Here is a 13,418-nt window from a genome sequence, read left to right as displayed (position 1 = left end):
GAGTGAAGGGGCAGGCGGCGAGCCATGGCGGCGATCTCGTTTTTCGGCGACCTGCTGCAGACCATCAGCGACCGTGGTCGCGATCTCATCGGCATCGGCCGCGGCGACCTCGCCTCGCGGGCCGATGCACAGGAACTCATCAAGCTCTGCGAAGACCTGATCTCCCGGCGCGGCGAGGCGTCGGGCGTGGCTCTCGCCCGCCTGATCCTGGAGCGCTATTCCAGCCTCGCGAAGCCCGAGCGCCTCGTCTTCCTTCAGGGCGTCGCCACGGTGTTCGGCGCCGACCATGAGGCGGTGGACGAGGGGATCGCCGCCTATCGCCGGGACCCGACGCGGGCCGCGCTCGGTCTGTTGCACGAGGCGGCCGAGCCGCGCAGCCAGGAGCTCATCCGCCGGCTCAACCTCGCCCGCAACGGCACCCTCGCCCTGGTGCGGATGCGCGAGGACCTCTTCGCCCTACGCAAGGACTTGCGGGGCGATGAGGCCGACCACGACCTCATCGACGCCGTCGACAGTCTCGACAGCGATTTCGAGCATCTGTTCGCTTCGTGGTTCAACCGCGGCTTCCTGGTGCTGCGCCATATCGACTGGACCACGCCGGCCCATATCCTCGAAAAGATCATCCGCTACGAGGCGGTGCACGAGATCGCCGGCTGGGACGAATTGCGCCGGCGCATCGAGCCGTCGGACCGGCGCTGTTTCGCCTTTTTCCATCCGGCCCTGCTGGACGAGCCACTGATCTTCGTCGAGGTGGCGCTCACCGGCGGCATTGCCCCGGCCATCGCGCCGATCCTGGCGCATGAGCGCGAGCTTCTCCCCACCCGCGCGGCCACCACCGCCATCTTCTACTCGATCTCGAACTGCCAGAAGGGCCTCGCCGGGGTCACCTTCGGCAATTTCCTGATCAAGCAGGTGGTGGAAGACCTCGCCCGCGAGATCCCGAGCCTGAAGACCTTCGTCACGCTGTCGCCGGTGCCGGGCTTCTCCGCCTGGCTCGACCGCGAACGCCGCTCCGATGCGCCGCAGGGCCTCACCCGCGACGATGTCGAGGCGTTGCGCGCCATCGACGAGCCGGGCTGGCACGGCGACAAGGCCAAGGCCGATGCGGTGAAGAAGGCCATGATCCCGGCCGCCGCCGCCTATTTCCTGCGGGCGAAGAACGAACGCGGCAAGCCGCTCGACCCCGTGGCGCGCTTCCATCTCGGCAACGGCGCCCGGCTGGAGCGGCTCAATTTCCTCGGCGACGTCTCGGGCAAGGGGCTGGCCCAATCGCGCGGGCTGATGGTCAATTACCTCTACGACCTCTCGGCCATCGAGAAGAACCACGAGACCTACGCCAATCTCGGCACGGTGGCGGCATCCGGGACCGTGAGCCGCGAACTCAGGACGAACCTGCCGCCGATTCGCGCCGTCGCTCTGGCCGAGGCTTGATTTCGGAACGTCGTCCGGCCACGGCTGTCGGCTCGATCACGGTTGGACGACGTCATGCGTAACCATCTCTTCGACCTCATCCGGGCGAGCCTGCCCGCCGACCCCGCCACCCGGACCTTCCTCGAGACCGGCGACGGCGCGCGGATCAGCTATGCCGACATGCTCGACCGCTCGGCCGCCTATGCCTCGGCCCTCAAGGCGCTCGGGGTGAGGACCGGCGACCGCGTCGCCGTTCAGGTCGAGAAGAGCGCCGAGGTGGTGTTCCTCTATCTCGGCGCGGTTCGGGCCGGCGCCGTCTTCCTGCCGCTCAACACCGCCTATACCGCCCCGGAGATCGCGTATTTCCTGTCGGATGCCGAGCCGGCTCTGTTCGTCTGCGACTCGGCCCGGCTCGCCGCCCTGGAGCCGGTCGCCGCCGAGGCGAAGGTGTCCGCCCTGCGCACCCTCGACGCGTCGGGTCGCGGCAGCATGGCGGAGGCGGCGGACGCGGCGAGCGCCGATTTCGCCGATGTGGCGCGCGGTCCCGACGACCTCGCGGCGATCCTCTACACCTCCGGCACCACCGGGCGCTCGAAGGGCGCCATGCTCAGCCACGACAATCTCGCCTCCAACGCCGTCACCCTGGTGGAGGCTTGGCGCTTCACCGCCGACGACGTGCTGATCCACGCCCTGCCGGTGTTCCACACCCACGGCCTGTTCGTCGCCACCAACGTCGTGCTGCTGGCCGGCGCCACCGCGATCTTCCTGCCGAAATTCGACCCGAAGCAGGTGCTTCCGCTGATGGCGCGGGCGACGGCGATGATGGGCGTGCCGACCTTCTACACCCGCCTCCTCAGGGAGCCGGGCCTCACCCCGGAGGCGGTGGGCAAGATCCGCCTGTTCGTCTCCGGCTCGGCGCCACTCCTCGCCGAGACGCACCGGGACTGGCAGGCCCGCACCGGCCACGCCATCCTCGAACGCTACGGCATGACCGAGACCAACATGAACACCTCGAACCCCCATGACGGCGAGCGCATCGCCGGCACGGTGGGCATGCCCCTGCCGGGCGTCTCGCTCAGGGTGGTCGACCCGGAGACGGGCCGCGCGCTTCCTGCCGATGCGGTGGGAATGATCGAGGTGAAGGGGCCGAACGTGTTCCGGGGCTACTGGCGCATGCCGGAGAAGACGGCGGCCGAGTTCAAGGCGGATGGGTTCTTCATCACCGGCGATCTCGGCAAGATCGACGCGCGCGGCTACGTCCACATCGTCGGGCGCGGCAAGGACCTCATCATCACCGGCGGCTACAACGTCTACCCGAAGGAAGTCGAGAACGAGATCGACGCGCTTCCGGGCGTGGTCGAATCCGCCGTGATCGGCCTGGCCCATGCCGATTTCGGCGAAGGCGTCACCGCGATCGTCGTCGCCCGCCCGGACGCGCCGGGCGAGCAGGAGATCCTGCGGATCCTCGAAGGGCGCCTCGCCCGGTTCAAATGCCCCAAGCGCGTCCTCTTCGCCGACGAGCTGCCGCGCAACGCCATGGGCAAGGTGCAGAAGAACCTGCTGCGCGAGGCGCATGCGGAGCTCTACCGCCGCTGAAATCCGAGGCGGCGGAACGCTTTGACGGGCCAAGGGTTCTCGTCAGCGAACGGCCAAGCTCGCGCCGTCTCCGTACCGGTTGCCGTCATGCCCCCGTCTCAGCCTCAGCCCCCCGGCACATCCGGGCCGGGCGCCGCCCATTCCCTGCTCTGGACCCTGGCGATGGGGGCGGCGCTCGTCGCCCTGTCGCTGGCGCCCCGGTCGCGAAGCCCGAAACGGGACGATGGCGAGCCGGAGCCGCGCCGCAACGAGGGCGCCCGCTCGCATAGCGGCCGCAATGCGGAATGGGTGGCGGCGACCCAGGTCCATCGCGGCCGGGCGGCGGGAAGTCCGACCGAGATCACCCGCGCCGGATGGAAGGACATCGCCGTCCGCGTCTACCTGGAATTCAACAAGGACCGCGTGCTGGCGGTCGCGGCCGGCGTCACCTTTTTCACCCTGCTGTCGCTGTTCCCGGCCATCGCCGCCCTGGTCTCGTGCTACGGCCTCGTCGCCGATGTCGGAGCGATCAACGAACACCTCTCCAGCATGCAGGGGGTGCTGCCCTCCAGCGCCATCGACATCATCGGCGAGCAGGTGAAGCGCATCGCCGCCAAGGACAACGGCACGCTGGGCCTGACCTTCTTCTCCAGCCTCGTCCTCTCGCTCTGGAGCGCCAATGCCGCGATGAAGGCGATGTTCGACGCCCTGAACGTCGTCTACGAGGAGGACGAGAAGCGCTCCTTCGTGATGCTGAACCTGCGCTCACTCACCTTCACCGTCGGAGCGCTCGGCTTCACCATCCTCGCGCTCACCAGCATCGTCGTGCTGCCGGTCGTGTTCAATTTCTTCGGCTTCGGGCAGGGCGCCCGCCTCATCGCCCTGCTGCGCTGGCCGGGCCTCCTCGTCGTCCTGCTCGGAGGGCTCTCGCTGCTCTACCGCTACGGTCCGAGCCGCGAGCGGCCGCGCTGGCGCTGGGTCGGCACCGGCGGGGCCGTCGCCGGCCTGCTCTGGCTCGCCGCCTCGATCCTGTTCTCCTGGTATGTCGCCAGCTTCGGCAATTACAACGAGACCTACGGCTCGCTCGGCGCCGCCATCGGCTTCATGACCTGGATCTGGATCTCGACCACGATCGTGCTCCTGGGGGCCGAGATCAACGCCGAAATGGAGCACCAGACCGCGCGCGACACCACGACCGGACCGGAAAGGCCGATGGGCGACCGCGAGGCGCGGATGGCCGACACGATCGGCGCGGCAGCGTGACCGGGTGCCGGATGTCACTGGAATACCTATCTTACCGGGTCATCCCGACGAAGCGGAGGCCATGATGACCGAGACCCAGAACGGCACTGTCGAGCGGACGGAAGCCGAGTGGCGCCAGATCCTGACGCCGGATCAGTATCGCGTCCTGCGCGAGCACGGGACGGAGCGGGCGGGGACGAGCTGCCACAACGCCGAGAAGCGGCCGGGCACGTTCCACTGCGCCGGCTGCGATGCGCCGCTGTTCGAGAACACCACCAAATTCGAATCCGGCACCGGCTGGCCGAGCTTCTTCGATCCGATCGACGGTGCGGTGGAGACCAAATCCGACCGCAGCCACTGGATGGTGCGGACCGAAGTGCATTGCGCACGCTGCAAAGGTCATCTCGGCCACGTTTTCGACGATGGCCCCGCACCGACGGGCCTGCGCTACTGCATGAACGGCGTTTCGCTCCGTTTCGAGCCGAATACCTGATCAGTTTTGGATGAGGGGTGACAATTCGAGATTCGCGATCCGCTCGGCCTTGATTTGGGCCGTTTTTTCCTTAGTCCAAGAAGCTTGGTCTTCGGCAATACGCACCGAACTGGTCGTCACGCTGGAGAACGGCCGCATCTGGATGGCTCGGGCCACATGGTTTCCATAGGCCGAGCCGTTCCGTCGCTGCCGAAACAGGCTTAGGGCTTCGCATGGCGCCGTTCTCTGGCGCCCACGGCATGACGATCCCGAGGGACCGCCTGCCGTGACGAGCCGACTCGGGGGATAAAGCATATGAGTGTCGTTCGTCGGTTTCTGGTCGCCCCCTCCCTCGTCCGTCTGATCCGCAAGGAGCGCGGCGGTTCGAAGATCACCGAGGGCTACTTCGCCCCCCAGGCCGGTCGCACCTCCTACGTGCGCGTCGACGGGCAGAATTGCCATCTCGTCCTCGTCACCACGGCGGCCGACGGAACGTCGAGCGAGGAGCGGACCGATGTCCCCCGCGCCCATGGCGACGCACTCCTCGACGTGTGTTCGGGCAAGGCTGCCTATGACCGCGCGGTGGTGGGCCTCGGCAATGGCCGCGAGGCCCTGATCGATCGCTATGCGACGCCGGGCGCCCTCGACCTCGTCAGCGTCGTGTTCGACGAGCCCGGTCAGGCCGCTGCATTCACGGCCCCGGCCTGGTTCGGCGAGGACGTCACCGAGAACCCCGCCTACGATCGCCACTCCGTCGCGATCCAGGGCGTTCCGCAGACCGGCGAGGTCGCCCTCGACAACGCGGCCCTCGACGCGATCCTCGATCTCCTCGAGCCCCGCTTCGGCTTCGGCCGCTTCAACGCCCCGCCGCCGAAATCCGGCGAGTACACCGCTCCGTCGCAGAAGGTCGGCGAGGACGAGGCGACCTTGCGTGCGAACCGCCGTGCCGCCGCCCTCGCCGCGAAGGCCGCCGCGCCCGCTTCCGTCGCGGTGGAAGAGCCGACGCCCCAGCCGGTCGTCGAAGAGCGGAGCGAGGAACGCCGGGAAGAACCTGCCGCGGACGAAACCTCCACCTCCGAACACCAGCCGCGGCCCGACGCGCGGATCGACGACGTCATCGAGAGCCTGTCCCAGGCCCTGGGAGCGTCGCAGCAGCCCCGTGCCCCCGCCAGCGACGACGATCCTGCGGCCGAATTCGAGCGCTGGACCGTGCGCCCCCGCCGCACCCAGCAGACCTAAGTCGCCCCCGAGACGAAGGCCATCCGCCCTCGTCTCGGGCCAGGACGACCCCGCGCCGATCCGTCCTGCGACCGTCGCCGGTCATCGCGATGCGCTGGGCCGTTTCTTCAGTTAAGTTACAGAAACGGCCCACCCTCACCCTTTCGGCGAGAAACAAAGATTATCACCCGAAGTCTCGTTGAGCAGAAGGATTAAACTCGCTAGCGTCTCTACAAGACATACGAACATGCGTCCGGAGAGGCGCTAGTGAGGGAACATGGCTCAGACCACATTCCATGCCGGAGGCAGCGCGCCGACCGTGGCACCCCCTCATGAGCCTTGGTATAAAGTCCTCTACATTCAGGTGCTGATCGCCATCGGGCTCGGCATCCTGCTCGGCTACCTGCATCCCGAATGGGGCAAGTCCGTCAAATGGATGGGCGACGCCTTCATCGCGCTGATCAAGATGATGATCGCGCCGATCATCTTCTGCACCATCGTCCACGGCATCGCCTCCATCGGCGACCTCAAGAAGGTCGGCCGCGTCGGCCTGAAGGCGCTGGTCTATTTCGAGGTGGTCTCCACCATCGCCCTCCTGATCGGCGTCCTCGTCGGCGAGGTCGTCAAGCCCGGCGCCGGCTTCAATGCCGACGTGAGCAAGCTCGACGGCAAGTCGGTCGAGAAATACGCCAAGATGGCGGCCGACGATTCCGTCACCGGCCATATCATGGCGCTGATCCCGAAGAGCTTCTTCGACGCCTTCGCCACCGGCGACCTGCTCCAGGTCCTGCTGATCTCGATCCTCACCGGCGTCGTCGTCACCGGCATGGGCAAGCGCGGCGAAGCCATCACCCACGCCATCGACTCGATGGGGCAGATCTTCTTCCGCATCATCGGCCTCGTGGTGAAGCTCGCGCCCATCGGTGCCTTCGGCGCCATGGCCTTCACCATCGGTCAGTACGGCATCGGCAAGGTGGTCGATCTCGCCTGGCTCGTCGGCACCTTCTACGTCACGGCCTTCCTGTTCGTGGTCCTGGTGCTCGGCGGCATCGCCCGGGTGGCCGGCTTCTCGATCTTCAAGTTCCTGGCCTACATCAAGGACGAACTCCTCATCGTGCTCGGCACCTCGTCCTCCGAGACGGTGCTGCCGCACATGATGACGAAGATGCGCCGCCTCGGTGCCTCCGATTCGGTGGTCGGCCTCGTCATCCCCACCGGCTACTCGTTCAATCTCGACGGCACCAACATCTACATGACGCTGGCGTCGCTGTTCCTGGCCCAGGCCGTGGGCGCGGACCTGTCGTTCGGCCAGTATGCCACCATCATCCTCGTGGCGATGCTGACCTCAAAGGGCGCCTCGGGCGTCACCGGCGCCGGCTTCATCACCCTCGCGGCCACGCTCAGCGCCATCCCCAACAATCCGGTGCCGGTGGCCGCCATGACCCTGATCCTCGGCGTCGACAAGTTCATGTCGGAATGCCGGGCGCTCACGAACCTCATCGGCAACGGCGTGGCCACCGTCGTGGTCAGCCGCTGGGAGGGAGAGCTCGATCTCGACAAGCTGAAAGAGGTGATGGACAACCCCATCTCCATCGGCACGGACATCTCGGACCATTCGCCGAACATGGATTCGGAGCCCGCTCCCCGTCCAGCCGTCGCCGCCCAGTAGAGCCGCGTCATGGACCCGACGCGCCTGCGCATCGGGATCGACCTCGGTGGCACCAAGATCGCCGGCATCGTCCTCGATGCCGGCGGAGCCGTTCGTGCCGAGGCGCGGATCGCGACGCCGCGTCACGATTACGACGCCACGCTCGCCGCGATCCTCGCTCTCGTCCTGCGCCTCGAATCGGAGGCGGGCTGCCAGACCTCCGTCGACCAAGCCTCCATCGACCAGGCCTCCGTTGAACGAGCCCGTATCGGTATCGGGATGCCGGGCGCGATCACGCCCGGTAGCGGCCTCGTGAAGAACGCCAACTCGGTCTGGCTGAACGGACGACCCTTCGTCGCCGATCTCGAGGCTCGGCTCGGCCGGCCGGTACGCGCCGAGAACGACGCCAATTGCCTCGCTGTCTCGGAGGCCGTGGACGGCGCCGGCGCGGGTGCCCGGATCGTCTGGGCCGTCATCCTCGGGACCGGCGTCGGCTCCGGCATCGCGATCGACGGGGTCGCCGTGTCGGGCGCCAACCGCATCGCCGGAGAATGGGGGCACAATCCGCTGCCCGCTCCCCGCGACGACGAGCGGCCCGGCCCCGCCTGCTATTGCGGCCGTCACGGCTGTATCGAGACCTGGCTGTCCGGTCCGGGCCTCGCCGCCGACCATGGCCGGCGAGCCGGAATGGTCGGCTCCACCGGGGAGGCCGTCGTCGCCGCCGCGCGAGCGGGCGATGCGACGGCCCGCGAGAGCATCGCCCGCTACCGCGACCGCCTCGGCCGCAGCATCGCCGGGGTGATCAACATCCTCGATCCCGATGTGGTGGTTCTCGGCGGCGGCCTGTCGACGGTGCCCGAACTCACCGGCGATCTCGGCGGCCTCATTCGGCCGCACGTCTTCTCGGAGGAGTGCGCGACGCCGATCCGGGTGAGCCGCCACGGCGACGCCTCCGGCGTGCGGGGTGCGGCCTGGTTATGGGGCATTCCCGCCTGACACCCGGTCTCCGTGAGCCTGTCCCATAGGTCGGGCTCATCGAGGTCTGGTACGAACCCCTCCCCATCGGCCCCCTGAACCTTTAAGGACGGGGCACCGCATACCGACATGAGCGCATCCCCATGACGACCCTCGCTTCCCTCGATCCCGCCGCCCGCGAGGCGCTTCACGCCGAGACCCGCGACGCCTACGAGGCCTTCAAGGCCCGTGGCCTCAAGCTCGACATGACCCGCGGCAAGCCCGCGCCGGAGCAGCTCGACCTGTCGAGCGCGATGATGTCGCTTCCGGGCAATGGCGACCATTTCGGCGAATCGGGTGAGGATGCGCGCAATTACGGTGGCCTCCAGGGGATGCCCGAGGCCCGCGCCCTGTTCGCGCCCCTGGTTCAGGCGCCGCCGGCCCAGATCGTCATCGGCGACAATTCCAGCCTCGCCCTCATGCACGATTGCATTGCCTGGGCGCTGCTGAGGGGCGTGCCCGGCTCGCCGAAGCCCTGGGCGCAGGAGCAGGAGCCGGTCTTCCTCTGCCCCGTCCCGGGCTACGACCGCCACTTCGCCATCTGCGAGGCCCTCGGCATCCGCATGCTGCCGGTGCCCATGACCGGCGCCGGACCGGACATGGACGTGGTCGAGAGGCTCGCGGCCGATCCGGCCGTGAAGGGCATGTGGTGCGTGCCGAAATACGCCAATCCGAGCGGCGAGACCTATTCCGACGAGACCGTGCGGCGCCTCGCGGCCATGGAGACGGGCGCGCCCGATTTCCGGCTGTTCTGGGACAATGCCTACGCCGTCCACCACCTCACCGCGACGCATCACGTGCTCGCCGACATCCTGTCCCTCTGCGAGGAGGCCGGGCATCCCGATCGGGCCTTCATCTTCGCCTCCACCTCGAAGGTGACCCTGGCGGGAGCGGGCCTCGCCGTCTTCGCCTCCTCGCCGGAGAACGTGCGCTGGTTCCTCGGCCGCGCCTTCTTCCGCACCATCGGGCCGGACAAGCTCAACCAGCTGCGCCACGTGCGCTTCCTGAAGAACATGGCCGGCATCGAGGCGCATATGGACAAGCAGCGCGCCCTCATCGCGCCGAAATTCGAGGCGGTCCTCGACGCCCTGGAGGCCCGTCTGGGCGGAACCGGCGCCGCTGTCTGGACGAAGCCCGAAGGCGGCTATTTCATCACCGTCGATACGGTGGACGGCGCGGCCCAGCGGGTCGTCGCCCTCGCCAAGGAAGCCGGCATCGCCCTGACGCCCGCCGGCGCGACCTCACCCTATGGACGCGATCCTCACGACCGCACCCTGCGCCTTGCGCCGACCTTCCCCTCGCTCTCGGACGTGAAGGCGGCGGCGGAGGGGATCGCGCTCTGCATCCTGCTCGCCGGAATCGAGATCCAGTCGAAGCAGGCCGCCTGAAACGGGCGACCCCGAGCGGCTCTTCCTCTCGGGATCGTCGCCCTCGGTCTCGGATGAAGAGCCGGGACGTCGGCATTTACGGACGGCGCATCGGGCCATACGCATGACCCGTCGTTCCGGGGCGGCGCCCGGAATGACGGCATGGTTCGTCGGTTAAAATTCAGCCCCGCTCGGGAAGCCTCCGCCTCAGCGGAAGCCGCCGACGCGGCGGTCGCGCTTGCGCTCCGCAGCCGGCTGGTACGCGATCTGGGCGTGGTGGGTGCAATAGGGCAGGCCGGTGATCGAGCGATCGCCGCAATAATGGAAATCCGGCGAGGTCGGATCGCCGAGGGGCCAGCGGCACATGGATTCGCGCAGGTCCATGATCGTGACGCGCTTCGATGCGGCCAGCGACGTGCTCTGGGGCAGGATGACGGGAGCGGTCTCGGGAAACGACAGGCTCGGCGCCACGACGGGATCGGACGCGGCAGAGAGCTCCACCACGTTGTCCGCCTCGGTCTCGCGGGCGGGGGGCTTCTTACGGCCGTTGCCCGGCGAATCCGCCGCCTTCACGCGGCCGGACAGCCCGAGCCGATGGACCTTGCCGATGACGGCATTGCGGGTGACGCCGCCGAGCTGCGCGGCGATCTGGCTCGCGCTCAGCCCCTCGTCCCAGAGCCGCTTCAGAAGGTCGACACGCTCGTCCGTCCAACCGGAACTCGTCTCCGTCATCGCCCCCTCCGACATCCGCTCGATTCCCCCGACCGACAACGAACGAGCCCGGCGACAGGTCGCAGAACCAATTCGTGCACTACCGTACAGATGATGGCCGCCCAGGGCACCCTTCCGGCGACGACGAGAACCGTACAGGACGCCTCGACACCGATGCAAGAGCACGTGGAAGGAGGGGCGGACTTTCCACCGGCAAACCGGGCGGCGATGATCTCCGACTGAAGAAGCGCCGCCCGGTCCGGGGCGGCGTGTGGAGCTCGCAAGCGGCCCGGCAGGCCCCGGCGCTGAGGACGATGCCGGAGCCTCTCGAGGAGGCATCGCCGTTTCCGAAGACCGGTTCCGACGTTCCGGGGGGATGCCCTAGAACTTGTAGGTCAGCGTGCCGAGGACGGTCCGGCTGGTTCCCACGAAGCAATCGCCGCGGGAGAGGCAGGTCGAGACGTACTGGGTGTCGGCGATGTTCGATACGTTGATCTGCGCGCGCCAATGCGCGTCCTCCCAACCGATCATCGCGTCGGCGAGGGTCACGGCCGGCGTGTTGAAGCTGTTGGTCGATCCGTCGAAGGATTCGCCGAGGTAGCGGACGCCGCCGCCGACCTGGAAACCGGGGATGCCGAAGAGGGAGAAGCGATGCTTCACCCAGACCGAGGCCAGATGCAGCGGCATCGATTCCACCCGCGCGCCGATCGTGTCGCCGGAGAGCACCCTCGCATCGGTATAGGCATAGGCGGCGATGATGTCGGTATCGCCGGCGATGGTGACGAGCGCCTCGATCTCGCCGCCCTGGATGCCGACCTTGCCGGTCTGGATCGACAGGAAGCCGCCGGCCGGGTCGGAGGTCAGCCGGTTGCGCTCCACCGTGTCGTAGATCGACGCGTTCACGCTCAGCCAGGGCAGCGGATTGTACTTGATGCCACCTTCGATCTGCTCACCCTGCAAGGGCTTGCACAGGCCGCCGGAGCAGAGACCGCCTCCGAAGACCGGATTGAACGAGGTGGCGTAGGACACGTAGGGCGTCATCCCGTTGGCGAATTCGTACATCAGCCCGATCCGACCGGTGGTCGCCTCGTCGGTTTGGGCCGCGGACCCCCTCTGATTGCTGTTGACCCAATCGTGCCGGACGCTGGCGAGCACGATCCAGGAGCCGAGACGGGCCTGATCCTGGAGGTAGAGCCCGGCCTGGTTCTGCGCGAGGGCCGGCTCTGCCGACAGGGTCGGCGGCGTCACGCTGACATAGGTCGGCGTGTAGAGGTCGAAGGGCCGCGGATCGTAGCCGCCGCCGGACCGGGCCCGCTCGTAATATTGCCGAACATCGATGCCGCCGAGGAAGGTGTGGGACACCGGCCCCGTTTCCAGGCGGTATTGCGCGCTGGTATCGGTGCTGATCCGGTCCCGGATCGCATCGCGCCCATAGGTATAGCGCCCCACCGTCCGACGGGCCGCATCGAGGAAGGGCGTGTCGGCGCCGAAGACGTTGCCGTAGACGGACTGATAGGTGCCCTCGATATGGCTGTAGCGCAGGTTCTGCCGCAGCAGGAGCGCATCCGAGAAGCGGTGCTCGAACAGGCTCGTGACCGAGCTCGTCACCGTCTCGTATGTGTTGAAGTTCCGGTCGCCGGTGAAGCGGCTTAGCGGGATGAGCCCGTTGGGGCCGGGATAGAGGGTGCCCTCGCGCGGTAGGAACGCGTCGGAGGCGCCGTAGGCGTCCTTCTGGTGCAGGCCGATGATCGTCCAGTTCGTGCTGGCATCCGGCTTCCAGGTGAGGGACGGATTGATGACGTAGCGGTCGTAGGGAACGTAATCCGTCTGGCTGTCGCTGAGGCGGCCGAGGCCGACGAAGCGGTAGAGCAGCGTCCCGTCCTCGTTCAGGCGGCCGGTCGTGTCGCCACGGATCTCCTTGCGGTTGAAGTTGCCGAACTGGACGCCGATCTCGCTATAGGGAACGTCCTGCGGAAGCTTCGAGACGAGGTTGACGAGGCCCCCGGTCGAGGACGCGCCGTACAGCATGGAGGCCGGGCCGCGCAGAACCTCGAACCGCGAGAGGGTATAGGGTTCGGGGCGGGGTTCGTTGAAGGCGCCGGGATCGCTGAGCTTGAGCCCGTCGAGATAGATGGCGACATCTGAGCCGCGCAGGCGCGGGTAGTCGCCGCGGGTACTCGGGCCGTAGGCATCGGCGTTGACGCCGGCCGTGTAGCGCAGGGCTTCCTGGATCGTGGTCGCGGCCTGATCCCTGACCTGCTCCTCGCCGACGACGCTGATCGATTGGGGCGTCTCCTTGAGGAGCGCATCCGTCTTGGTGCCGGCGGCACTGCGCTTGGCGATGTAGCCCTGGACCGGGCCGTAGGCGCTCTCCACTCCCTGGCCGGCCCCGACGACGCTCAACGTATCGAGAGTGACGCTCTGGGCCGGTTCCTGCGCGAAGGCGCGTGTGGAGCCGAGAAGGCTGCCGACGCTTCCAAGCAGCGCGAATGCAAGAAGGGAAGGGCGGTGACGCTCGGAGTAAAAATACACGACACGACTCACTGAAGCACACGGAAGATGTTCAATCCGCGATACTCATCACTCCATGCGCTGGCAAACGTTATTGTGAGCAGAGTTTTTAACCGTTCCAGCGCATAACGCTAAGGCACAGAAATGATGCTTTTATGTAACTGCAATCATGCGATGCATCTACTTTGGTTCTCCTCCAAAGTGTGCCCGGCCGCTGGTCCGGTGTGACCTGTCGTGCCGCCTTTCGTCC

At 67.5% G+C, this 13,418-nt stretch carries 11 protein-coding genes; 8 read left to right on the top strand and 3 right to left on the bottom strand.

The annotated features are described in order from the left end of the window. The first annotated feature begins 24 nt into the window (after positions 1-24). The 4 genes from A3OK_RS0114315 (at position 25) to msrB (ending at position 4,720) form a co-directional block, all read left to right on the top strand. Positions 25-1,431, top strand: a complete 1,407-nt coding sequence (locus tag A3OK_RS0114315) for a malonyl-CoA decarboxylase (protein ID WP_019905575.1) — start codon at positions 25-27, stop codon at positions 1,429-1,431. A 54-nt stretch (positions 1,432-1,485) separates the two neighbouring features. Next, positions 1,486-3,006 carry a malonyl-CoA synthase gene (locus tag A3OK_RS0114310; RefSeq protein ID WP_036302863.1) on the top strand — a complete coding sequence of 507 codons (1,521 nt, stop codon included), beginning with the start codon at positions 1,486-1,488 and terminating at the stop codon, positions 3,004-3,006. Positions 3,007-3,168: 162 nt separating this feature from the next. Then, on the top strand, positions 3,169-4,248 hold the full coding sequence (locus tag A3OK_RS0114305) for a YihY/virulence factor BrkB family protein (protein WP_019905573.1): 1,080 nt from the start codon (positions 3,169-3,171) through the stop codon (positions 4,246-4,248). Positions 4,249-4,312: 64 nt separating this feature from the next. Further along, complete coding sequence (gene msrB, locus A3OK_RS0114300) at positions 4,313-4,720, top strand: peptide-methionine (R)-S-oxide reductase MsrB (protein ID WP_026597279.1); 408 nt, start codon at positions 4,313-4,315, stop codon at positions 4,718-4,720. On the opposite strand, the gene A3OK_RS24040 is transcribed toward msrB, so the two are convergent. Continuing rightward, the gene (locus A3OK_RS24040) at positions 4,721-4,876 is read right to left on the bottom strand and encodes a hypothetical protein (protein ID WP_019905571.1); all 156 of its coding nucleotides are present in this window, start codon (positions 4,874-4,876) and stop codon (positions 4,721-4,723) included. Positions 4,877-5,014: 138 nt separating this feature from the next. Between A3OK_RS24040 and A3OK_RS0114290 the strand changes: the two genes are divergently transcribed. The 4 genes from A3OK_RS0114290 (at position 5,015) to A3OK_RS0114275 (ending at position 9,967) form a co-directional block, all read left to right on the top strand. Next, entirely contained in the window at positions 5,015-5,938 is a 924-nt protein-coding gene (locus tag A3OK_RS0114290) for a hypothetical protein (RefSeq protein WP_019905570.1), read from the top strand. A 256-nt stretch (positions 5,939-6,194) separates the two neighbouring features. Then, positions 6,195-7,586: a dicarboxylate/amino acid:cation symporter gene (locus tag A3OK_RS0114285; RefSeq protein ID WP_019905569.1), complete on the top strand. Its 1,392-nt coding sequence runs from the start codon at positions 6,195-6,197 to the stop codon at positions 7,584-7,586. Between the two features lie 9 nt (positions 7,587-7,595). After that, a complete protein-coding gene (locus A3OK_RS0114280) occupies positions 7,596-8,561 on the top strand; it encodes an ROK family protein (protein WP_019905568.1) in 966 nt (321 codons plus the stop codon). A 122-nt stretch (positions 8,562-8,683) separates the two neighbouring features. Continuing rightward, positions 8,684-9,967: a hypothetical protein gene (locus tag A3OK_RS0114275; protein WP_019905567.1), complete on the top strand. Its 1,284-nt coding sequence runs from the start codon at positions 8,684-8,686 to the stop codon at positions 9,965-9,967. A 186-nt stretch (positions 9,968-10,153) separates the two neighbouring features. Here the strand turns inward: A3OK_RS0114275 and A3OK_RS0114270 are convergent, their stop codons facing one another. Both A3OK_RS0114270 and A3OK_RS0114265 read right to left on the bottom strand, forming a co-directional pair. Next, a complete protein-coding gene (locus tag A3OK_RS0114270; protein ID WP_019905566.1) occupies positions 10,154-10,693 on the bottom strand; it encodes a GcrA family cell cycle regulator in 540 nt (179 codons plus the stop codon). Between the two features lie 345 nt (positions 10,694-11,038). Next, positions 11,039-13,189 carry a TonB-dependent siderophore receptor gene (locus A3OK_RS0114265; protein WP_019905565.1) on the bottom strand — a complete coding sequence of 717 codons (2,151 nt, stop codon included), beginning with the start codon at positions 13,187-13,189 and terminating at the stop codon, positions 11,039-11,041. Between the last annotated feature and the right edge of the window lie 229 nt (positions 13,190-13,418).

This window comes from Methylobacterium sp. 77, assembly GCF_000372825.1.
Classification (GTDB): Bacteria; Pseudomonadota; Alphaproteobacteria; order Rhizobiales; family Beijerinckiaceae; genus Methylobacterium.
The sequence above is the reverse complement of the archived record's forward strand: the minus strand, read 5'-3'. Positions and strand labels throughout refer to the sequence as shown.